General features: G+C 38.6%; 25 protein-coding genes. 8 read left to right on the top strand and 17 right to left on the bottom strand.

Annotated elements, in window-relative coordinates; translation table 11 throughout:
- Positions 1–180: 180 nt before the first annotated feature.
- A complete protein-coding gene (locus tag AAHB12_RS10540) occupies positions 181–582 on the bottom strand; it encodes a secondary thiamine-phosphate synthase enzyme YjbQ (RefSeq protein WP_129726306.1) in 402 nt (133 codons plus the stop codon).
- Between the two features lie 305 nt (positions 583–887).
- Here AAHB12_RS10540 and yppF point away from each other — a divergent pair, with 305 nt between their 5' ends.
- Together yppF and AAHB12_RS10530 are read left to right on the top strand one after the other, a co-directional pair.
- Positions 888–1,094: a YppF family protein gene (gene yppF, locus AAHB12_RS10535; protein ID WP_342045279.1), complete on the top strand. Its 207-nt coding sequence runs from the start codon at positions 888–890 to the stop codon at positions 1,092–1,094.
- 107 nt (positions 1,095–1,201) lie between these two features.
- Complete coding sequence (locus AAHB12_RS10530; protein ID WP_342045278.1) at positions 1,202–1,399, top strand: hypothetical protein; 198 nt, start codon at positions 1,202–1,204, stop codon at positions 1,397–1,399.
- A 308-nt stretch (positions 1,400–1,707) separates the two neighbouring features.
- Here the strand turns inward: AAHB12_RS10530 and AAHB12_RS10525 are convergent, their stop codons facing one another.
- The 4 genes from AAHB12_RS10525 to AAHB12_RS10510 form a co-directional block, all read right to left on the bottom strand.
- Positions 1,708–2,493: a prohibitin family protein gene (locus tag AAHB12_RS10525; protein ID WP_129726308.1), complete on the bottom strand. Its 786-nt coding sequence runs from the start codon at positions 2,491–2,493 to the stop codon at positions 1,708–1,710.
- Positions 2,493–2,636 (bottom strand): hypothetical protein, encoded by a 144-nt coding sequence (locus AAHB12_RS10520; RefSeq protein ID WP_342045277.1) that lies wholly within the window; start codon positions 2,634–2,636, stop codon positions 2,493–2,495. Before AAHB12_RS10520 ends, AAHB12_RS10525 begins: the two co-directional genes overlap by 1 nt.
- A 501-nt stretch (positions 2,637–3,137) precedes the next feature.
- Entirely contained in the window at positions 3,138–3,734 is a 597-nt protein-coding gene (locus AAHB12_RS10515) for a GNAT family N-acetyltransferase (protein WP_342045276.1), read from the bottom strand.
- 325 nt (positions 3,735–4,059) lie between these two features.
- Positions 4,060–4,410 carry a helix-turn-helix domain-containing protein gene (locus AAHB12_RS10510; RefSeq protein ID WP_129726310.1) on the bottom strand — a complete coding sequence of 117 codons (351 nt, stop codon included), beginning with the start codon at positions 4,408–4,410 and terminating at the stop codon, positions 4,060–4,062.
- Between the two features lie 173 nt (positions 4,411–4,583).
- On the opposite strand from AAHB12_RS10510, the gene AAHB12_RS10505 reads away from it, so the two are divergent.
- Entirely contained in the window at positions 4,584–5,588 is a 1,005-nt protein-coding gene (locus tag AAHB12_RS10505; protein WP_342045275.1) for an asparaginase, read from the top strand.
- A gap of 62 nt (positions 5,589–5,650) precedes the next feature.
- Here the strand turns inward: AAHB12_RS10505 and AAHB12_RS10500 are convergent, their stop codons facing one another.
- The gene (locus AAHB12_RS10500) at positions 5,651–6,646 is read right to left on the bottom strand and encodes a bile acid:sodium symporter family protein (RefSeq protein WP_129726312.1); all 996 of its coding nucleotides are present in this window, start codon (positions 6,644–6,646) and stop codon (positions 5,651–5,653) included.
- A gap of 234 nt (positions 6,647–6,880) precedes the next feature.
- Here AAHB12_RS10500 and AAHB12_RS10495 point away from each other — a divergent pair, with 234 nt between their 5' ends.
- The gene (locus AAHB12_RS10495) at positions 6,881–7,036 is read left to right on the top strand and encodes a hypothetical protein (protein WP_165350677.1); all 156 of its coding nucleotides are present in this window, start codon (positions 6,881–6,883) and stop codon (positions 7,034–7,036) included.
- Between the two features lie 81 nt (positions 7,037–7,117).
- On the opposite strand, the gene AAHB12_RS10490 is transcribed toward AAHB12_RS10495, so the two are convergent.
- From AAHB12_RS10490 to AAHB12_RS10475, 4 genes are all read right to left on the bottom strand, one after another.
- Positions 7,118–7,270: a hypothetical protein gene (locus AAHB12_RS10490; protein ID WP_165350678.1), complete on the bottom strand. Its 153-nt coding sequence runs from the start codon at positions 7,268–7,270 to the stop codon at positions 7,118–7,120.
- 88 nt (positions 7,271–7,358) lie between these two features.
- Positions 7,359–8,036, bottom strand: a complete 678-nt coding sequence (locus tag AAHB12_RS10485) for an MgtC/SapB family protein (protein ID WP_342045354.1) — start codon at positions 8,034–8,036, stop codon at positions 7,359–7,361.
- Positions 8,037–8,308: 272 nt separating this feature from the next.
- Positions 8,309–9,028: a DsbA family oxidoreductase gene (locus AAHB12_RS10480; RefSeq protein WP_342045274.1), complete on the bottom strand. Its 720-nt coding sequence runs from the start codon at positions 9,026–9,028 to the stop codon at positions 8,309–8,311.
- Positions 9,029–9,256: 228 nt separating this feature from the next.
- Positions 9,257–9,967, bottom strand: coding sequence for a hypothetical protein (locus tag AAHB12_RS10475; protein ID WP_342045273.1), 711 nt, complete (start codon positions 9,965–9,967; stop codon positions 9,257–9,259).
- A gap of 348 nt (positions 9,968–10,315) precedes the next feature.
- Here AAHB12_RS10475 and AAHB12_RS10470 point away from each other — a divergent pair, with 348 nt between their 5' ends.
- A complete protein-coding gene (locus AAHB12_RS10470; protein WP_129726316.1) occupies positions 10,316–11,248 on the top strand; it encodes a manganese-dependent inorganic pyrophosphatase in 933 nt (310 codons plus the stop codon).
- A gap of 144 nt (positions 11,249–11,392) precedes the next feature.
- Here the strand turns inward: AAHB12_RS10470 and AAHB12_RS10465 are convergent, their stop codons facing one another.
- On the bottom strand, positions 11,393–12,529 hold the full coding sequence (locus AAHB12_RS10465) for a metallophosphoesterase (RefSeq protein WP_342045272.1): 1,137 nt from the start codon (positions 12,527–12,529) through the stop codon (positions 11,393–11,395).
- 415 nt (positions 12,530–12,944) lie between these two features.
- On the opposite strand from AAHB12_RS10465, the gene AAHB12_RS10460 reads away from it, so the two are divergent.
- A complete protein-coding gene (locus tag AAHB12_RS10460; protein ID WP_342045271.1) occupies positions 12,945–13,109 on the top strand; it encodes a hypothetical protein in 165 nt (54 codons plus the stop codon).
- A gap of 31 nt (positions 13,110–13,140) precedes the next feature.
- Here the strand turns inward: AAHB12_RS10460 and AAHB12_RS10455 are convergent, their stop codons facing one another.
- The 3 genes from AAHB12_RS10455 to AAHB12_RS10445 all read right to left on the bottom strand — a co-directional run bounded on the left by AAHB12_RS10455 (position 13,141) and on the right by AAHB12_RS10445 (position 16,173).
- On the bottom strand, positions 13,141–13,719 hold the full coding sequence (locus AAHB12_RS10455; protein WP_342045270.1) for a YdcF family protein: 579 nt from the start codon (positions 13,717–13,719) through the stop codon (positions 13,141–13,143).
- A 99-nt stretch (positions 13,720–13,818) separates the two neighbouring features.
- Positions 13,819–15,048 carry a TraI domain-containing protein gene (locus AAHB12_RS10450; protein ID WP_342045269.1) on the bottom strand — a complete coding sequence of 410 codons (1,230 nt, stop codon included), beginning with the start codon at positions 15,046–15,048 and terminating at the stop codon, positions 13,819–13,821.
- Between the two features lie 471 nt (positions 15,049–15,519).
- Entirely contained in the window at positions 15,520–16,173 is a 654-nt protein-coding gene (locus AAHB12_RS10445; protein WP_342045268.1) for a YczE/YyaS/YitT family protein, read from the bottom strand.
- Between the two features lie 382 nt (positions 16,174–16,555).
- Here AAHB12_RS10445 and AAHB12_RS10440 point away from each other — a divergent pair, with 382 nt between their 5' ends.
- Both AAHB12_RS10440 and AAHB12_RS10435 read left to right on the top strand, forming a co-directional pair.
- The gene (locus tag AAHB12_RS10440; protein WP_342045267.1) at positions 16,556–17,188 is read left to right on the top strand and encodes a YesL family protein; all 633 of its coding nucleotides are present in this window, start codon (positions 16,556–16,558) and stop codon (positions 17,186–17,188) included.
- Positions 17,189–17,329: 141 nt separating this feature from the next.
- On the top strand, positions 17,330–18,736 hold the full coding sequence (locus AAHB12_RS10435; protein ID WP_342045266.1) for a sulfatase: 1,407 nt from the start codon (positions 17,330–17,332) through the stop codon (positions 18,734–18,736).
- A gap of 276 nt (positions 18,737–19,012) precedes the next feature.
- Here AAHB12_RS10435 and rsgA read toward each other — a convergent pair whose 3' ends face one another.
- The 3 genes from rsgA to AAHB12_RS10420 form a co-directional block, all read right to left on the bottom strand.
- The gene (rsgA, locus tag AAHB12_RS10430; protein WP_342045265.1) at positions 19,013–20,092 is read right to left on the bottom strand and encodes a ribosome small subunit-dependent GTPase A; all 1,080 of its coding nucleotides are present in this window, start codon (positions 20,090–20,092) and stop codon (positions 19,013–19,015) included.
- 396 nt (positions 20,093–20,488) lie between these two features.
- Complete coding sequence (locus AAHB12_RS10425; protein ID WP_342045264.1) at positions 20,489–21,880, bottom strand: sulfatase family protein; 1,392 nt, start codon at positions 21,878–21,880, stop codon at positions 20,489–20,491.
- A gap of 78 nt (positions 21,881–21,958) precedes the next feature.
- Positions 21,959–22,864: a helix-turn-helix domain-containing protein gene (locus AAHB12_RS10420; RefSeq protein WP_129726325.1), complete on the bottom strand. Its 906-nt coding sequence runs from the start codon at positions 22,862–22,864 to the stop codon at positions 21,959–21,961.
- Positions 22,865–22,867 lie beyond the last annotated feature (3 nt).

The raw sequence follows: 22,867 nt of genomic DNA, 5'->3' as shown, positions 1-22,867 counted from the left end.
CTTCACAGTTATTATAAACGAACTATTGTAAAACAAAAACGTTTTTGTTCGTTTTTTAGAGCGTATATATAATTTGAAATCGTTCATATTCTAAAACATTAGATAATTAACGAACTATTCATTAAAAATCATGCGATTTCATATGTATTTCAGGAATGCATCGTAACGTTATACTATTGTCTAGTCTCGCAGTTCTTTTATATAGAATGTACGTTGCCGCGGCCCATCAAACTCACAAAAATAAATCCCTTGCCAAGTTCCAAGCAGGAGTTGCCCATTTGTGACAATCACATGCTGTGACGCGCCAACCGTACTCGCCTTCATATGTGCAGCTGTATTCCCTTCTGCGTGGCGATCTAGCTGGTGATGCCAAGGATATACTTCATCAAAGCGACGGATCATATCCCGTTTCACATCAGGATCCGCATTCTCGTTGATTGTAATCCCAGCCGTTGTATGCGGACAATATACGACAACTGCGCCTTCCTTGAGATGTTGTTCCGTTATAAATGACTGAACGATATCTGTAATTTCAAGCATTTCATCTCGTGTTGATGTACGCAATGTGAATTTTTTAAGCATATTTCTTCTTTCTCCCTTACATTTCTTTTTACACAATTTCAACATGAAAATCAGATTATTTCAAGTATACACCATCATTCGGAATGGAGATTTAATAGATTGAGTCTCTTAATCCTAGCATAGATTATATCTACTCATTAAACGAATTACAAATATTCCCTCTAATGTAAAAATAGCAAGAATTTTGCTGCAAAAAACGAAGGAAAATGTCTATCACTTTAAGGTTATCTAAAGAGTATTTCATGTTATAATCTTGTAAAAGTTAACAAAAGTGGGAATGAAGCAGGGAAACTGGAGGAACTATTATGTTAATCGAAGATTTAATCCATCAATTCATCTTAATTAAAAAACGAGAGCCTTCACATTCTAGTGAGCTGCTCCGCTATATTAAGAAGAGTTATATATACGGAGAATTATCTGCCGTTGAATATAAAAAACTATTTCTCGATTTGAATTTAACAAGCATAACAAGAAAAGAACGATATTCTTTAAGCACAAATACAAATTTTTAATATAGAATACAAGCTTTGTACATTGGTTGATAAGATTTGTATTTTTATTTTCTTTAAATACGGCTTGCAGCTCTAGACAAGACAATAAAGTAAAGGGATGGGGAACTATGATGAAAATAGGTTATGCTATTTGTACAAATTGCGGATGTAATAAAGCTACGGTAGAGGTTTATCGTTGTCAAGATTGTAAAAAAATGTATTGTAAAAAATGTCTCGAGGATGTTGCTAACTGCTCAAATCCAGAATGTGGAACAACAAGCCTTGAACACAAAGGTTATATTCAACCATTTGATGAAGCACTATGAAGTAACACCGTGTCGATACAGCGTTGCTTACAAAGCACCTGCCTTAAGTAAGAAATAGAATTTTTTATCAATATACAGAAAAAAAGAAGCTATCCATCTACACCTAGTAGTTGTCTAGCTTCTTTTCTTCGTTCAATGGGCTTTTTCAGTGCCTCCCTCCTCATTCCTTAAGGAGGAGGACTTCTTTCCGGAAAGCCTGTTAAAATATTGACTATATCTGTAGTTACCCATCGTAATAATACTATTCGGAGAACATCGCCTTACTTCTCAAGATAACTTACTATAAAACAATATTTTACCCACTATATTTACTTAATTTGAATAAACGGAGCAGCATCTCCGCTAACTTGAGGAAGCTTGCCATCCCACTTTTCAATTTTCTTCATCTCGACAATCTCTGGAGATAAGGACTCCTTCAAGATGCGGTTTGCTTCTGCTTTCCCCTTCGCTTCTTCAATATCACGCTCAGCTGCAACAATGGCTTGTTGCTTTTCAATCTCCAACTTTTCTAATTGCTGCTGTGCATCTACTACACCTTGAATGGCTTTTGCTGTATTTTCGTCTGGCTTAGGAGCCTCAAGTGTCACAGAATCCACCATAAAACCAGTAGCACTTACAATGTCACGAAACTCTTTTTCAATAGCTGCGTTAATTTCGCCTTGATGCTGAAACACCTCAAGCACTGAATACGTGGAAAATACATTCAATGCTGCTTTCTTGATACGAGTTTGCAGCCAGCCGCTTTCAATCACTTCTGGATCCTGCCCCTTGAACTTATTGTAGATGTCCGGCAGCTTTTCAGCATCATTTGAGTAATCATATGACAAACTAATAGCTAAAGGTTTACCATCCTTTGTTTGAACATTAAATTCTTGTACATGTACCGTCTCAGTAGATACTGGATACTCCGTCACACGTTTGAATGGGGACACTAAATGCCACCCCTGACCAAGCGTTTCCTTCTCGACACCTGTGCTTCTGCTATAAACTACTCCCATATGACCTTGATCAATTACTTCCACACTCATTGCTGTTAAAATCCCGCCAACTAAAAGTCCTACACCTAATATGGATGCTCCTACAATTCTTCTCATTATTTTTTCTCCTCCTTAAAAAAGTTTTTAATTTTTGCAGCTACATTTCCCATAAAATCAAAGGCTCCTAATTTCCCTGCAATAACCCAAATCCCTATCAATAAGAAAACCAGCAATATTAGACCGACTAACAGTGAAAACATACAGTTCCTCCCTTGCCTTACAAGAAGCTTTTTTATAGATTCCTAGAATGAATAACTTTAAACGCACAGTAAATATTTAGCTTGAAGCACTTTTTCCTGCTCTTTTAAATTACCCCGACTTCACTAACAAGAGTTACTATGTATGATGCGTGTATTGTCCAGCCCTTCCTTTCGGCCAATCATCAAAAATGAATGAACTATCAAAAAAATCTTTCATATCATTTTGATTTAAATAGTTATGTATAATTTATATCTACTTTTACTTAGGAGAATTAATTCATAAAAAGAATAACTATCTGCTCTTTCTTGCAACGAGCTTAAAACACTCGTCTTTCAGCATGCTCTTCAGCTCTGTCTGTACGCTCTACTATATCTCTTGCTGACCATTGCATACCTCATAAAAAAATTTATTCATAAATTATGTAACAATCCTACTCTCAATATATAAAAATCATACACAAAGCAACCAGCACTCCTCCATACGGAATGTCTTATTAACAGTTATATCCTTCTTTTGGATTCAAGATAGTTTTTAATTTTTGCTTTTGTAGTAGCCCAATCCTGTTCTATGATGCTGTAAAATACTGAATTACGATAAGAGCCATCTTGCCGGATCATATGGTTTCTTAAAACCCCTTCCTTTACCCCTCCTATTCGTTCAATCGCTTTTTGTGACCGCAAATTTCGTTCATCCGTCTTAAATTGTACTCGGATTATCCCTAAAGTCTCAAAGCAGTATTCTAATAACAAGTATTTACATTCTGTGTTTATGTTTGTCCCCCATACAGAAGGATTCAACCAGGTCCAGCCAATTTCCACACTTTTGTTTGGCCGGGAAATTCCTAAAAATCTTGTGGTACCAAGCACTTTATTATTCTCACGAAGCAAAATAACAAATGGAAACTCTTCTCCCAAACGTTTTCTCTTTAACGCTTCTTCTACAAAGGATTGCATATCAGCTAATGTGTTCATTCCTCTCGGTAAATGTGTCCAAATATCTCGTTCTTTCCCACTTTCATATAAACCTTGTACATGATATCTCTCCATGGGTACAATTCGCACAAGATCTCCTCTTAATTCATCAAACAAAATCTCCATATTATCACCCTTCCTTTTTAATCCATTTTATCATGTAAGGATATGAAAAATATGCCAATTTTTCAGACGAAACGCCTACATAAATCTATTTGCATAGAAAAAAACACAAAAAGAGGCTTCTCACAAGCCTAATGAGCTCATGAGAGGCCTCTCGGAGAGTAGTGATTTAGAGTCGATTGGAAAGCCCTGCCCTTGGGTAAAGACAGAGGCTTGGTTACACTTACACTGTATTTCTACAATTTTCGGCTACGTCGAATTCACTCCTAGCTGAAAATTTATACTTTCCTACAGTGTAATAAAACGCTCCCTAATAAACCTTGATATATTAAGGTTTATCCATTCCATGTACATTCATATCCCGCTTATACCTAATAAAGGCGATAAAATCACGAATTTCTTCAGATGTTAACAGTTGTTGGTCTAAGCTGATGCTTTGGTTAGCCGTTTTTAATAATGACGCGAGCTCTAGCTGAACGATTTTATGATCTGATCGGGCTAGGATATAATCGACTGTTGTATCAAATAAATCTGCCATTTGACATAAAGCATGCAGCGGCGGCTCTCTATATCCTGATTCATAACCCGCATATGTGCTTTTGGCAATTCCGAGGCGATCTGCTGTTTCCTGCATAGACCAATTTCTGCTTTTTCTAAGATCTGCCAAACGTTTTAACATTCTGTTTCTGCTCCCCATACTAATTTTTCCTGATTATAACACGCAGGAAAATAATAAGAAAGATAAATGTACGCATTTTGAATACAATAGTTGCTTTTTTAATGCTTTTGATTTTATAATATTCCATATAAATACGCAAATTGCGCACGAAATTACAAATAGAGGGGTTAATCATGAAGAAATTATTATTACTTGCAACGGGAGGAACAATAGCATCTATAGAAAGCAATGAAGGGCTGGCTCCAGGATTGTCTGCTGAGGAATTGTTACATCATTTTGAAAATACTCCTCAAACTATCCAGGTAGATTGCAAAATCCTGATGAATCGCGATAGTACAAACATGCAGCCGGAGCATTGGATTCAAATGGCACAAGCCATTGCAGAGCATTATGAGCAGTATGATGGATTTGTGATTACTCATGGGACGGATACACTAGGCTATACATCCGCTGCGTTATCTTACATGCTAACAAATTTACAAAAGCCTGTTGTCATTACAGGTTCGCAGGTTCCAATTAGTTTTAAGAAGACGGATGCGAAAAAGAATGTTGCAGATGCGCTTCGGTTTGCAAGCGAAGATATTGGCGGTGTCTTTGTAGTATTCGACGGCCGGGTTATTATTGGGACAAGAGCTGTAAAAATGAGAACGAAGAGCTATGATGCCTTTGAAAGTATTAATCATCCATATGTCGCATATATAAGCGGAAATGATGTTGCATATAGCTGGAAGCCGGCACAAACTCAAAGTCCGTTTGCACTTAACGCCAGCCTTTGTCCTGATGTATTTTTAATGAAATTATATCCGGGAATGAAGCCTGAAGTGTTTGATTTTATCAAGAAAATGTACAAAGGTGTTATTATCGAGAGCTTCGGAAATGGAGGGTTACCCTTTGAAGACCGAAGCTTGTTGCCAAAAATAAAGAATTTAACAGAAGCTGGCATTTCGGTCGTAATTACGACGCAATGCTTAGAAGAAGGCGAAGATTTATGCCTATACGAGGTAGGAAGAAAAGTAGCCCACTATAATGTAATCTTATCAGGTGATATGAACACAGAGGCAATTGTCACAAAGCTCATGTGGACACTCGGAAAAACAACGGAAATAGCAAATGTGAAACAAATAATGGAATCTCCAATCGCTTGGGACCGCTCCACCGATTCTGAAAAGGAAGATTAAAGAAAATTTCTTAAAAAAATAAAGAAGCGAAATGGGCAGTATAAGCCTATTTCACTTCTTTATTATTGCTGTACCTGTTTCTTTGGTATATACTCCGTTACCATGCTATTTTTAAGATCTTTTTTCGCATACACTTTATGAATCATATAACCATACAAGGAAGCTAACACCTGCTGAAATAACATCCCAATTACAACTGGCACAGCTACAGGGGCCGGGAAATAGGATACAGCCAAAACAGCACCCGCACTAATATTCCTCATACCGCCAGTAAATACGAGTGTCACAGTATCATCTCGCCCCCACTTAAAAAGACTGCTAATTAGCCAAGAAAATAAATAGCCTGAAGAAGCAATACCGAACACAACAACAGCAATTAAAATGAGCTTACCATCTATATGAGATAGATGCGGGGCAATAATAGAGCTATTAATCATTACAACGGCAGCCAGGCCGACTTTAGAAACAGGGGCTAATTTTGTTCCCCAGGTTTCTTTTACCTTCCCCGCAGTAAGCTCGTTCAAAAACATCCCCAAAACGGAAGGGATAACCACCATTCCAAATAACCCTTTCATCATTCCAAACACATCCATTACGATCTTCTCCCCGACAAATAGCGAAAGGCTGTATGGCACAATAAAGGGAGAAAGAAATGTGTCAATTAAAATAAGAGAAAGAGCTAGGGCTATGTTTCCTTTGTAAATAGAAATCCAAATAAAGCTTGTAATTCCTGTTGGGATCATAACCGCTAAAATAAGTCCTGTAACGGTAAACATATCCTTGCTAAAGATAAGGTGACCAATTCCCCAAGCCCAAGCAGGCATAATGACATGTAAAATAAGCAGTGCTGTTAGCATAGGCAAAGGGTGGGAAATCACTTGCCGCAGAGATTTGAAATTGGAACTTAAACTGCCAGCAAAAGTCATAAAAGCAAAAATCCATGGGACTAAATAGGAGTAAGACTTAAAGCTATCCGTCAAGATAACTCCTATTATTACACTAATGGGAGTAATAGCCGGCATACACTTTTCCAACTGCCGATTTATTTGTTGCAACATCTCTCTTTCACTCCTATTGTATATATGTCAAGACTACATGTTTTCAATATATTGTATTATACCACAGTTTTTCTGGGGCATTTGAAAATATCAGATAAGCCATCAAACTTTTTCCAAAGAAATAATCCATAAAATCGCCGATTGGACTAATGAAAAGCACTGAACAATCCATACTAAAAAATGTGAGCAATCCTCATTTGCTTGCAATAGCTGTTAAAAGGAGGTTAAACCACTATGGCTAAAAAGTATTTTCAAGAGGGAAAGATTAACCAAAATGCAGATGCAACCTCTAGTAACAAATATGAATTCTCCACAGAAACGGACCCAAAGTCAGCTATGGGAGCCGCTGGAAATACAAGTAAAAAACAAAATGCGAATAAACAGCAATAGTGTAGAAGCAGAGAACACAGCCAACATATTTTGTGATGCAACCAAAAATCCCCGCTCCTTAGAGCGGGGATTTCTAATATACTATCCTTGCTGTTTTCCAGCATTTTGATGATTCGGTGTATCTTGATACTTTTGCTTTCCATTATTTGTAGCTTGTGCACTGAACTCCCTAGAATACTCTGTGTTGAGGTTTGCATGAATTCGATTGTTTTTAGATGCTTTATCTTTTCCCATGTTTTGGCCTCCTGAGCACGATTGGAGAAATAGCCACTGCTCCCTTCTCCGCTCATAGTTTGACCGCAAACATAAAAATCATGCAAATTTACCTGCTTTCAACATCAACCGATACAATTTCGTTCAATTCCTTTAAGGAACTATATATATCCGTTGTATACAGATTTTCCGCAGCGAGAATTACCATCTCCAACTGCCGCTGACCATCCTTTACATCCTTCACTTTGACACGCTTCACCTGGATATGTAGTTTCTTGATTTGCTTGAAAATTGCATTTAAGTCTTGGCTCTCGTTCACAATCAGTTTAAGGGACAAATCCTTCTGTCTTAAAGAGCTAGGACCGACTCGCTTGATAACAAATGGAAATACGTTAATGGCAAGAATAATAAGTAGCATAGCGACAACAGCTTCTAAATAAAAACCCGCTCCTACGGCGATTCCTAAAGCCGAAGCTGCCCAAACCATGGAAGCAGTCGTCAAACCTGAAATTACATCATTGCTTCTCCTTAAAATTACACCTGCTCCTAAGAAACCCACTCCACTAACAATTTGTGCAGCAAGACGCATTGGATCCATATTCGTATGCCCTGGCACAGAATATTTAGCAACCGACTGAATCGAAACAATTGTGATTAAGCAGCTTGCAACAGAGATAACCATGCTTGTTTTCACTCCAAGCGGTTTATTCTTTAACTGCCTATCAAGACCGATGAACAAACCAAGGAAAAGAGAAATCAATAGTTTCGCAAAAAATGGAAGAGTCATCATCAGCCCCCCTTGTCTTTGTTCGATGTTTGTTCCTTATAATACCATAAAAAATGAAGCTTGTGTAAAGAAAGAACAAAGCATCCCCTGAAGAAAGCTCGCCGATTGGCGAGCCCTGCCCCCTGCGAAGATAGAGGCATAGTTGCCCTTATACTTTTTATTCCTAAAATTTCTCGCTACGTCGAATGGGCTTCCTGCTATAAATTTATACTTAAAGTGTAAACAAAAAAGACCTCAGCTGCATTAGACAGTGGAGCCTTCTTTGTTATTTTTTATTTTGCTTCGTTTTCACTGTTAGGTGCACATGCTATGTCAGTACATCCATCACCCGCAGAATCATGCAAAATCGTAAGGGGCTGTTCTTCACTCCACGCTTTTTCTAATGCTGATAAGAACACCTCGCTTGGCTGCGCGCCGGAAATTGCGTATTTTCGATTTATGACAAAGAACGGAACACCTTGGACACCAATCGTTCTCGCTTCCTGCTCATCCTTGCGCACTTCTTCTGCGTACTCCTCTCCAGCTAACATATTGGCAGTTTCATTTGGATCTAAACCAATGTCTTTAGCCAAAGCCACCAATATTTTATGATTGCCAATATGTTCTGAATCAGTAAAATGAGCTCGCAATAGCCGCTCTGTCATTTCATGCATCTTTCCGTGATGGGCCGCGAAATACATCAGGCGATGTGCATCAAATGTGTTTGTCTGAATCGCTGTATTAAAGTGAAAGGTCAATCCAACTCCTGCTGCTTGCTGCGCAACATTATTTGTCATTGCTTGTGCTTGTTCATAGCTCATCCCGTATTTCGCAGCAAGCATTTCATGCGTATCATGCTTACTATCACGATCAGCATGCGGATCAAGCTCAAAGCTACGGTATATCACTTCCACCTGATTTTGCTGAGGGAATTTCGCCAGCGCTTGCTCAAAACGGCGTTTTCCAATATAACAGAATGGACATACAAAATCAGACCATACTTCAATTTTCATTTTATAGCCTCCATTTAAAATAATTCTTAGCTATCATATCATGTTCCTATCCCAAGTAACACGTGCCACGTTTTGAACACAAAACAAAAAGCCGCGCCTATGTGCGCAGCTAACATAAAAGAAATTTCTTTATTCCTCCCTTCATTATTTCTCTTATCTATAGAAGATCCCCTACGGATCTTATTCTCAAATAAAAGATAAGCTCCCCTCCTTAAAATGGATTATGATTTATTTCCATGCACATGGTTCTGCACGCGGAAGCGGAAATTTCCAATCACCTGGACCAAGAAAGCGTAAAGAAACCATACCAAGCCAAGCGTTTTCTTCGAACAGCCTCATCTTAAGCACCCTAATTGGAGTATCCTTCAATTTTTCACGAGCTACATATATGTTATTTTGCGTCTTCTTGTGATCCACTCGGGCAATTCTTGTCATAATTCGTTTCACAGCTTTCTCCTGTCCTTTTCGGTTTCCTTTCTCACCCGTCTTCGGAACAATGAACAATAGCTGTTCTGTGACTTTCATTGTCTCAGCCTTCTTGCGCTTCATTTTGCGCCGTACTGTTGCCTGCTCTTTTTCTTTGTGCACGAGCATGTATTCATATCCCTGTGCTGTGTCTCTTCGAACAATAGAAAGCATCGGTGTTATCATGCACTCTAATTCTTCGCCTGCCACTTCCGTATTCATTGGCGAAGGCGGCTTCAGCTTCAAGAGCTGCGGAGCCGGTTTTCCTTCCTTCTTAGCAGCAAAGTTAGATTGCAGCAGCGCCACCTTGCCTACAAAGCCGAATTCTTGTAATTCGCCCTGCTCGTCTAACAGCACGCGCAATAGCGGCTCCTTGACAACTCCTGCCCCATCAGCAAGTTTTGCTTTTAAACCAGAAAAGCTAACAAAGATGCAAGTGTGATTCTGTTCTAGCTGCGTTCTCACAACTTCCATGCTATCCCCACCTTCTCCGGACACTTACAGGTATCTCTTACCTGTAACTATTAATTTCTCATAAATTTCCTATATTCCTTCTGTATCTATACCGATTTCCTCTCGTCATTTTTCTGCTGCCATCGAGTTTTATTTCCTTTTATCGAGCGATCACAAGAAAATCCCCTATCGAAATTATCAGATTGCCGATGAATGCTGTAAAATGATTAAAATTTACTTTTACAAGAAGATATTTCATCAGCTAACAATATTCAGGGGTAAAATAGAGTAGAAATGTGCTAAAATAGTTTTGGTGCGGAGATTTTATATCCTTCCGCGAGATTTTTACAGTGATAAAGGAGAATACACATGGAAAAAGTACTTGTTTTCGGACACAAAAACCCAGACACAGATTCAATTTGTTCCGCAATCGCTTATGCGGCATTAAAGAAGGAGCTTGGAGTAGATGCAGAGCCAATCCGTTTAGGCGGCGTAAATAACGAAACGCAATTTGCCTTAGACTACTTCAAAGCAGAAGCGCCTCGCTTAGTGGAAAAGGTTGCAGCTGAAGTAAACAACGTAATCTTAGTAGACCATAACGAACGCCAACAAAGTGCAGATGATATCGATCAAGTTCGTGTATTAGAAGTTATCGACCATCACCGCATTGCGAACTTCGAAACAAGCGACCCATTATACTACCGCGCAGAGCCTGTAGGCTGCACAGCAACAATTTTAAATAAAATGTACAAAGAGCGCGGCGTAGAAATTTCCAAACAAGTTGCAGGTCTTATGCTATCTGCTATCATTTCTGACTCTTTACTTTTTAAATCTCCGACATGCACAGAGGAAGATGTAGCAGCAGCTCGCGAGCTTGCTGAAATTGCAGGTGTAGATGCAGACAAGTACGGATTAGACATGTTAAAAGCAGGCGCTGATTTGAGTGACAAAACGGTTGAGCAATTAATCTCCCTTGATGCAAAAGAATTCCAAATGGGTAACTACAAGGTAGAAATCGCACAAGTTAACGCAGTTGACACAAATGATGTTCTTTCCAAGCAAGCAGAAGTCGAATCAGTATTAAATCGTGTAATCGAAGAAAAAGGATTAGATTTATTCTTATTCGTCGTGACTGATATTTTAACAAACGATTCCGTTGGACTTGCTCTTGGTCGTGCAACAAATGCGGTAGAAAAAGCATACAACGTAACACTTACAAACAATACAGCTGTATTGAAGGGCGTTGTATCACGCAAAAAGCAAATTGTTCCTGTTTTAACAGATACATTCAACGCGCTATAATTAGATTACATCAAAAAGACCGCTCCGTTTATCATACATACTTGGAGCGGTCTTTTTGCATTTTGGCATATAAAATTCCAACCAGAAACGAATTCGATGTAGCGGAAAATTTGAGGAACAAAGTGTAAGAGCAACTTCGCCTAGTTACGAACGAAAACGTACAGTCAGTTCAAGTATCTCACAGCGGCTGGCAAGCCGAATTGGCGGACCCCACGTACCAAAACCGGAAGACACAATAACATGCATCTTCTCCTTTAGCATATATCCCCAGTCCAGCTCAAATACCCTGCGTGTAATCCAGTGATTAGGAGCAAACTGCCCGCGATGCGTGTGACCGCATAACAACAAGTCAACACCAGCTGCTGCGGCTTTATCAAAGTGATAAGGCTGATGATCCATCATAATAATTGGCCGTGTTACATTTAAATCTTGTAGTAGCTCCTGTACACTCACCCGGCCAGCAGGATCGATTGTTTCCGCTGCTTTATCCTTTCTTCCTGCAAGATAAAAGGAACCATGAATAAGCACAGATTCGTCCTGCAAAACACGAATGCCAATTGCCTCCATTTGCTTTACATACTCCTTGATATGACCGCCGTAGTAATCATGATTACCAGGCACAGCATATATACCAAACGGTGCTTGCAGCTGGCTCATAACTTTGGACATTTCCTTTCGTATAAATGGCTCAATCACATCATCGATCACGTCACCTGGAAGAAGTACTAGATCAGGCTGCATGTCCTTGACTCGTTCAACAAGCCGAGTTAAGTGCCGGTTCTCGACAATATTTCCTAAATGAAGATCTGATGCAACCGCAATTCGCAGTTCCTGTAAATCCCCCGCTGGCTTATCAATATCAATTTCATAAGTGCGCACAATAGGTACCCATGCATTCCAAGATCCCCAAACCAGTAAACCAAGGAAGAGAAGCGAAACTGCGGCTATAAGAATTGGCATGTACATATTAAAGGGGACATCTGCTATTCTCGAAAACCATGCAACAAGATCAGCTAAAGGTAAAAGAATAATAGCAAACTCCATCACCGCAAAATAATAGGAGCCAATGAGCTGCATGAACCTTCGAATGGATCCTGGCAACAATTTGATTCTTCCGAACAGATAGGAAAAGGCAATCACAAAGAATATGACCCAATATACAGTATGAATAATATTTGTTGAAAAATAGGATAAAGCGTACAAGCCATGCCAACCGATATAAATATTTATTGCTAAATATGTTAATAATATAAGAACAAATATGCTAATTGTTTTATACATAATTCGTCTCCTTTCCGCACCTAACGGATTTAGGCTGCCTGCATTTGCATTACTATTCTTTATGGAACAGCTGCTGCTTCCATTATGGATTTCCGCTCTTTATTAAACTTGTCCAGTTTAGAAGAACCTTCGCTAAAATCAAAACTTCTCCGTATAACACGTATAAAGGCAGTTATTCATCTAAAAGCAGCGGATTGTTTGAGCCTCTTTTGCACTGTAAGAAGATATAAATCTCTAACTGGAAGACCATTCGACGTAGCGAGAAATTTTAGGAATAAAGTATAAGTGCAACTACGCCTCTGTCTTCGCCCAAAGACAGGGCTCGCCAATCGACAAGTTTTCTTTAGCTTATGCACATGCAGCGTCCCTTTGCATATCGTATAGATAATCATATTTGGCTAAGGAGGCATACACCATGAGCATAGTAGAGGCTGCTGACAATAACAACTACACACAAGGATTCCTACTAGCTATTATTATCATCCTATTTGTGCTAGTTGCTATCTCAGGAATTTATAGTGTAGTATACCCAATTGTGGCCAGTGCTGTTTATACTGTATACCCTAACTTACCGCTATAACTGCTAGCGTTTTGATATCTTGTGCTATTTGTTACATTCTTCCTTTTATGAAGTATACTGTCAATGCCACATATTCGCGAATATACGATTGAATGAGCGCACGCTTTGGAGTATCCGCCGCTAATCCCTGAACAGATAATCCTGACTTCCTAGCAACTGATACTGCTCGATATACATGATAATCATTAGTGACAATTAGACCTTTCTTTGCCTTTGCAGGAATAAAAGCCTTTGAAAATGCGATGTTCTCTTCTGTGCTTGTAGACTTATCCTCCATGAGGATGCGATGTTCAGGGATGCCGTACTCTATGAGCTCAAGCTTCATCACCTCAGCTTCAGACATATTCTCACCGTTCCCTTTTCCACCTGAAACAATTGCAAGGGTTTGCGGATTATCTTCTAAATACTGCGCTGCCCTGTCAATACGATAACGCAGTGACAGAGAAGGAGCTTCTCCTTTTACACGTGCGCCTAACACTATCAGATAATCGGCATGGGATGGCAGTTCCATATGACTATACCGATACATAAATGTCTGCAGGATCAGGATGTACACAGTCACTAGACTAATGACAACGGCTAAGTATCTACGTAATTTCTTTTGTGACAATATAAACTTCTCCTTACTAGATTTGATACACTCCCCCTGACGAGACATCTATAGCTTCCTGCTATTGAGCAGCTACGGAAGCTTTTTGAGCATAGTAGTTCACTTGATCTCCTCGGTCCTTTCATATCTAGAATCGAGAAAATCCACAATATGAATGAGATGTCCTTCCATTGTTGCTGGTGTTACACATGCTCCCCATTCCAATTTATCGTGATGACATAAAATATTGTGCATCAGCTGATGAACATCCGCAATCGGAAGTGAAATATGCTCCGTCTCTAACATCTTCGCTAGCAGCATTGTCCCATAAGGAATATGCCCAACATACATTCCGATAGGGTCCATAGAAATACCGGTCGGCTTTCTCTCTTCAAGAGCTGACAAATCCGCTGTTGGAAAGAGAAAGCGAAAATCATCGTACCCTTTTCCCGCATGATGATATTCAAGTAATTTGCCAAGATCATGGTAAAAAATGGAGCATATTAACCGTGAAGCATTCGGTATTTCCTCCTTATACTTCACCATGCTATAAAAATGATTATACACATGATCAATCGCATCTCTCCAAACAAGGTTCCTTACATTTCCGCCAGGATTATCCGACATATAATCCTTCCGAAGCTCATTTTTATATTCTCGTTCGATAACAGCAATAAGCTCTAAGATACCTTTATATGGATTGGTTGACTTTACAATATATCGAGCTAAACGCATTAATCCTACCGTATGCTTGAGCAGTCCGCCCAAATATGCATGGTGATGTCCTTTTGCAGCCGGACGCACTGAAAAATCGTTCCAAAACCGCTTCATCGCTGACAGCATAAGAGTCCGATACGGCTCCTCTGTCTCCTGTACATAGCAATATAGCTCTACAATAAAATCTTCCAGGCTTTGCTGTGTAGCTGGTATAAGAGAAAAAGGATTCACCTGTCTGGTTACCGGCATAAGCTGATCAATGGTAACACTTTTAAAGCCTTGATATTCTTCCACCTTTCCTGCTATTTCGAAGACAGCGTACTCTTCTAGCAATGGTATAGATGTGGCGACAGACCCGTCATTGTCCCACATTTTCGTATTGATTGTACATACATTGTTGCTAAAACGAATTTTCAGATAAGGTTTATCTGTTTTTGTTCGTTCTACGGAGTGATCTATATATAAAAAGCGGGCATTGTTTAGACGGTGTCCTGCTTGTGCTTGTTCAATATCAAATGTTTCCGACCCGCTTACAAGCCTAGGAGCAGGAAATTCTCTTAAAATCTCCTGTCTGTCAGCATCAGATGTTTGTATAGTAATAGGCACAGCACCGTAAAAATATGGTTGAGTCAATTGCTCTCCCCCTCTTGTTTTCAAAAATACCTTTTCTTCTACTTTATCACGAAATAGTCTCTTCTGGAAATTTGATCGAAGGTTTAAAGTCCCAGTACATATGCTGTACTCGAACACTTCCCCAAGAACCTACAAATTAAAGGCGAGCCCTGCCTTTGGGCGAAGATAGAGGTGTAGTTACGCTTATCCTTTCTTAAAATGGAACACAAAAAAGACAAGATAATCCTCTTTCCACAGAATAGAAATACCACCCACTATTTATGAAAAGGAGTTCTCTTGTCTCATGAATAGCTTGACGCATCAACAACTTCTCGACAATACTTTGTGTAACTGCATAATCAGGTTTATCTACTATGAAACCAAACATGGGATATCCTTGGAGAGAAGCAAAAAATGATTGCGAACTGCCTAGGAGTACCTGTTCAGGTTTTAAACGGAAATTTTTGTATATATTTTTAATCCAGTACAGTTTTATAATGAATCATCAACTTTCATGGACGAATATGAAGGCTTGTTAATGAAAATCACTTGATTATATCGATCAATTAGAAACCCAACTCCAAGAACAAAAAGAATTGTCCCTATTCCTACACCAGTTACATGGTGTTGAAATAAACAAATACTGGTGCTAATAGATAAAGGAATAGACATGCATAAGATTGCTCCGACAGTATAGCTTTTCTTTAATTTCGCAAACGCTTGCAGCAGATAATCTAATGGTAAATAAACGGAGTTACACTGGAAATGAATGCTTAATGCAATTGCGATAAAATTGATCCCGATTACTAAATATAGTGACCGGATCCATATGTTTTCTGACGCAAAAATTAGACCAAGTAAAAAGACAAATACATCAATGAATAAACCAAACACAAGAGAAAGAACGATACTTTTTACAATCGTCCACAAAGTAAACCTTACTTTCAATAAATAACTAAGAACAAAAGAAGATACATTAAAAAGAATAATGGCGGACCCAATGGACAATGGCATGATTGACACAAGGTTTTGGCCTGCAGATGTCCAAGGGGAACTTCCTAGGTTTGCAGTGATCATAAGACTATTTCCTAATGCATTTAAGCTAATGGATAAAACAACCCAAAGGTTGACCCGTTGGATTCCCATTCCCCCACCCCACTTTTAATATTCCCGATATTTTTGATGTAGTTATATCCTTATGCTAAACACTATTAATTTTCCGCACAAAGTTTATCCGGACATAATGAAGATTCTTTTTGTTTTTATATAAATTCACCCAAATAAAACGATTTATTGATTAGAAGTTTTTTAAAGGATGGGAAGAAAGATAAGGTCCAAAATAATCTATCAAGTACTAGGAACAATTTAATAAACAATAATAATCCTCGAGCATTAACCATTTTCAGAAAATTAAGTTTGTTTATTCTTCCTGTATTTGCTATAATTTTAAATCAATCAAATATGTATCAAACCTTACATAAAATTGAAAGCGCTGTATTTATTCTTAAAGGATTAGGAGGTTGTATCTATGCAACAAAAGGCATTTAGCATTTTAAAGATTTCTGACTGGATTTTAAAGCTTGCTTATTTAAATGCTCTATTCATTGCTTTTTCTTTTCTAGGTTGTCTCATTGGAGGAGTTTTTCCGGCAACAACAGCCATGCTTACTGTCATCCGAAAATGGCTTATGGGTGATACTGAAATCCCCGTTTTTTCAACGTTTTGGGTTTCCTATAAAAAAGATTTTTTAAGAAGCAACCTTCTAGGATATATTCTAACCTTTATAGGATTTACTCTCTTTATGTATTATCTTCTCCTGAACCAAACCGTTAGTGAGGTTGTAGTATGGCTTCGATATCCACTTGTTATCATCACAATTATTTACATTGTATTTCTTTTATACGTGTTCCCTGTATTTGTGCATTATGAAATGAAAATACCACAGATTCTCAAAACCACCTTTTTGATTATGAGTGTTTCTCCACTTTCAACAATTATGCTCATAGCAGCAGGGATCATCCTTTACTTTACAATGTCAAATTTCCCGGGACTAATCCCTCTTTTTGGAGGAAGCTTAATAGGCTTTATTGTCATGTGGTCCGCCTACCTTGCATTTTCACATTTAAAACGAAAAGAAGAAAAAACCGTGGTACTAGATTAATATAAGCATTATGTCCGAATCAACCATTTGTATGGCGTAATCGGTTTCGAAATTTTACATACAGGAATTTATAATGGTAATACGCATATGCAAGAACTATCTAAAAGCCTTCATTTGAACGAAAGATAAAGGAGGAACACCATGAAAATAATTATGATTTCACTTGACTCTCTCCGTGCTAAGAGACTAAGCAGCTATGGATATACTAAACCAACAAGTCCCTATATAGATAAGATTGCCTCTGAAGGTGTTCTGTTTGAAAAGGCCTTTGCTTCAGATATCCCAACCGAGGTAGCACATACCTCGATTTTCACTGGAAGGATAGGACTTCACAATGGAGTCGTATCACATGGATCGGAGTTAACAACTCTCTCTAAAAAAATAGATTGGCTTCCGACAATGCTTCGTCAAGCGGGTTTCACAACAGGGGCAGTAGATAATTTATATCAACTAAAAGAGTGGTTTGCTCGAGGCTTTCGTTATTATACAAATAGCGTTGGGAGAACTCGTTGGATTGATGGACACACAATAAATGAGTTGGCAAAGCCATGGCTTAAAGAACATAAAGATGAAAACTTTTTTCTGTTTCTACACTATTGGGATCCTCATACACCGTATCTGCCACCGCAAGAATATATCCCTCTTTTTTACGATCAAAATAAAGATCCATTCGATCAACAAAATCGCAGTATGGAACCGGCCTATAATCATATGGCCTATCCGTTTTTTAAGCATCACCATTTTGATTTACTTGGCCCTGTTACGGATGCTGATTATATCAATTCCTTATACGATGCTGAAATACGCTACTTAGATAATAAACTGAAGGAAATCGATCATTATCTAGAAGAACTTGGAATCAAAGACGAAACTCTTCTTATTTTATTTGGTGACCACGGTGAGAGCCTAACAGAGCATGATGTCTACTGGGATCACTGTGGGTTATATGATGCAACAGTTCATGTCCCCATCATTATGAGATGGCCTGGACATATCCCGCAAGGCAGACGAGTAAAGGGGCTCATTCAACAGGTAGATTTATTTCCAACCATCTTAGAAGCTATTAATACAAACACCGAAATCGACATAGACTCTATTAAAATCCCTGAAAATATTGATGGTCAAAGCTTATGGCCATCAATTCTCGGCCAGGAGGATGGGACGCGCTCAAAAGTTTATCTCAGTGAATGCGCCTGGCAGGCAGCAAGAGGGGTACGAACAGAAAAATATAAATATATCCAAACGTTTGACGGCGGACCTTTTACACGTCCCCAAAGAGAACTATATGATTTATCCTCTGATCCCGAGGAAACGATTAATCTAGCAGAAACACATATCGAACTGGCAGACCAGTTTGAGCTGGATCTTCATAATTGGGTGGATACAGTCTTACAAGGCAAGGAGGATCCCATGTTCATTCAGTTAGAAAAGGAAGGCCTGCCATTTCGTAAAAGAATTGAAAAAATCCTTTCTGAATCAGGCCTTTCATGGGATGAATGGAAAAGGAATCCAAGTCGTGAAAGACTAGATGTTATGACTCGTTCATAGTACATATACAAAAACCCCTTCAATATGCTTCAAAATATATAAAGCTAAAAATTTAGGGCTATCAACGTCTCAGACTGTTGAAAACAAACTCGTCAACTACAAAGAAGTAAATTAGGTAGGGTTTAGCTGCTGCATATAAGGTCTTTTGTAACAAATTCATACCTCAATAGGACTAAATTCATTTGTAAAACCCAAAGTCAAAACCACCCGTTTCCTTACTCACGGGTGGTTTTGACTTCATTAGGACCTTTTGTAATTGCGCTCCTAAACAACTTTTTATCTTCTTTTGTTTTGTTCTCTAAAAAATTTCCTTACATTTTTCATGCCACTCATGCTGCCGAAGATGCCATTTATTTTTTCTTTTTCAATCATTCTAGAATTCAAGTTATCGTACTTCGCTTCTTTTTCTAGCTTCCAATAGCTTTCCAACCGTTCAACTGACAAATGACCATCCTCTATGGCTTTTTGCACGGCGCATTTCGGTTCACTTTTATGAGAACAGTCGTTAAAATGACATTGAGCCGCGAGATCATCAATGTCTGCAAACGATTTTGACAAATTCGCACTAATAATCCCAAGTTCCCGCATCCCGGGTGTATCAATGACAACACCTAAGCCAGGCAAAAAGATTAGCTCTCGTCTTGTCGTCGTGTGCCGCCCCTTATCATCATTTCGGATGCCACCGGTATCTAATACGCTGTGACCGAGAAGACAATTAATCAAGGTTGACTTTCCAACACCAGAAGAGCCAATGAATGCTACAGTCTGACCACCTGATAGATACGTTTTCATGGCTGGTTGCCAATCGTCCGATAAACTAGTCGTTACAAGAACATCCACACCGATAGCAATCAATGATATATCGTAAAGCCTGCTCTCAAGATCTTTACAAAGATCCGATTTAGTCAGCACAATAACCGGAGTCGCTCCGCTATCCCAAGCGATAGAAAGATAACGCTCTAGTCTCCGAAGATTAAAATCATTGTTCAATGACATACAGATCAAAATGGTATCAATGTTTGTAGCCACTACTTGGAGATCACTTGTAGTTCCTGCCACTTTTCGCGCAAACACGCTTTTCCGTGTAAGTATATGGTGAATAATTCCATTTCCTTGTGCATTATCAGTTCGATCGACCATGACAAAATCTCCGACAGACGGGTATTCAGACATTGCTCCTACGCTGTGGAGAAACTTTCCCGATATTTCAGCTGTTAATTCCCCTTTTTCTGTGATTACCTTATATACACTTTTAAATTGAGATGACACTCGCCCTATATAAAGATCTCTATATTTTTGAGACTCCTGAATAAATGTTTCAGTAAGTCCTAAATGCTTCATATCTATTGTATTCAAAGTTATAGCCTCCTAAAGTTTCAATTGTAACCTTTGGGAGGTCTTATGCAGGTATTATTTTGCACACCCCTCCCCGTTCGCTACAATCTCAGCAATATGCTTGTTAAACATAAAACTTCAACTCCTTTTCATTTATTAAGATAACTATATCATAATACAACTTTTTTTGGGTTTTAGAGCAGAGAATTGGATGCATAAAAAAGGTTAATTTTATGCATCCCTATAATCAAAATTTCATAAATTATCACACTGAAGAGAGGATATTTTTTAAGAAAGCATTTTAATATTCTTGATAAATGACAAAGGGATTGCGATAGCAATCCCTTTGTCAGAGTGTGGAGTTAATCCAAAAGTCTGCTGAAAGCGGGCTTTTTATGTCAACTCCTTTTCTTTTCCTTACTTTACATCCTGTTTTTCTTTGGCTTGAATGGCTCTAGCACTTGTAATTGACCCAAGATATAGCTTCTCATATGCTTCCTCAGATGTCTTGATTGGTCCGTCACCTTGTCCATGGTAATTTGTATTTGTGAACATCGGATTGGTTCTGCCTGTTTGCTCCTCTCGCTTTGCAATGTAATCCTTCATTCTCTTTTGAAGCATTGCTACGATATGAGGTTCATGCTGTGCTACGTTATTATTTTCATTAGGATCCTCAATTAAATTGTAGAGCTCAATCTCTGGCTTGAAATGAAAATCCGGTTCGAGAGCCTGAATCAATTTCCACTCAGGTGTCCGCCATCCATGCTTCCGCATCCAAGTACATTCTGTAATATAAAACTCCGTTACCGAAGGAACTTCTTCACCCTTTATTAGTTGAACAAGATTACGTCCATTAAATAGAATATTTGTTTCAATTCCAATAAGTTCAAGAATTGTCGGCATGATATCTTGGATTAAGCTTACATCAGAATACCTTTTTCCTTCAGGAAGTTTACCAGGAAACTTCAAAATTAACGGAACCGTTAAACAATTATCATATATTCCATGATGATCGAAATAACAATCATGCTCGTAAAGTGTCTCACCATGGTCAGAGGTAATAACGATTAACGTTTCTTCTTCGATGCCTAAGGCTTCAACAGTTGCAAAGATATTTTGGATGCACGCATCCATATAGGCAATAGCCCCTTCATATTGTGCCGAAACGTATTTTTCATCCGTCACACCCTCAGGAATCCAGGACTTAAAAAAGTCCGCATGCGGCTTAAAGTTGTATACAGGCTCCATCGATTTGTTTTCAGGATCCTTCTCATTTCCATCGTAAAATATTCTTTCAAACGGCCGAGGAGGAAGATATGGTGAATGTGGATCCATATGACGAAGGAACAAGAAAAATGGCTCTTCCTCCCTGGCTAGTCGTTTTAACTCTGGAATAGCTACTCCATTCAAATTTTCTGCTTTAGGGCACCGTCCGGTTTCATCGGCGACCCATGCCTCATAATCCAAATAATGGTCAAATCCTCTTGATGAAGGATTCCCGGTAAAGCCTACACAAGTTGTGTTATAGCCATTGTCCCCTAAAACCTCTGCTAATGTATGAACGTGATCACCTAAAGGACCTTCGTGCCGTAGTGCAACAACGTCTGTTCCAAAGCAATCCATACCAGTCAGCATAGAAGCATAAGCTGGAGTAGTTGGAATACTAGGGCTAAAATGCTTCTCGAATAAAACTCCTTCCTTTGCAATTTTATCCATATGAGGGGTGGTCAAGCGGTGATATCCATAACTGCTCATATAATCTCGTCTCAAGCTATCAATACCGAACAAAATCACATTTGGTTTTTTCATAGTTTCGATTTCCTCCTAAGAAAGTAAGAGTTCTTAAAACATTCCATCAAAAGTCTACTTCATTCAATTAAAGTCTAATTACAGAGCTTTATCATTGATGAAAGAGTCACGAAACTTTCCAGGTGAACATCCAACCTGCCGGCTAAATAACCGAGTAAAAAATGCCGGGTCATCATATCCAACTTCAATCGCAATCGAAAGAACTTTTTCATTTGATTCAAGAAGGAGACTTTTTGCCCTGTCGATACGAATTTGATGAACAGCCTCGATCACTGTTTTTCCAGTTTCTTCTTTAAACACCCGATTAAGATGCCTTGAGCTAATATTGAATAATTCTGATAGGGTTGCAAGCGAAATCTTCTGATCATAATGTCTTTCTAAATAACCACAAATTCTTTGAATGAGTGTATTTCTTTCCTGTGAACGCAAAGAAGCATGTTTCGTTGTGATTTGCTGCTCTCCATAAATTCTGGATAGCTGTATAAGCACCTGAACCAATTGAAGACGGATAAGGGTTGGGTATCCGGTTCTCTTTTCCTCAAATTCAGCAGCTATGCCGTCTAATAACGCAAGAACATGTCCAGCATCTGTTCCCTTTACATGTAAGCAGTGATGAAACCGTTCATGCTTATCTAAAAATGGATGAATATAGTAGTAGTCCATTGATTCTGATATCCCCAAGTAATTCAACCAGATTTTATCAATAAGGGATGGCATAAACAGGCAGTTAATAATTTCTAAGCGTTTTCCTGGCTTAATATGATAGGTATGTATCTCTCCAGGATTAATAATAAAAACATTTCCGGCAAAAATATCGTAATGTTCTCCTTCAAACACATGTGTTGCTTCACCATCAACAACATAAACCAGTTCTACAAAATCATGGTCATGAATAGACGGCATGTTATGACTAGTATGAATATAGCGACGGATATAAAAAGGAAATTCCTTTTCATTCATGAACTGGCTGCTTACTAATCTCAATAG

Source organism: Bacillus sp. OTU530, assembly GCF_038440375.1.
This window is presented reverse-complemented; position numbering and strand designations above follow the sequence as displayed.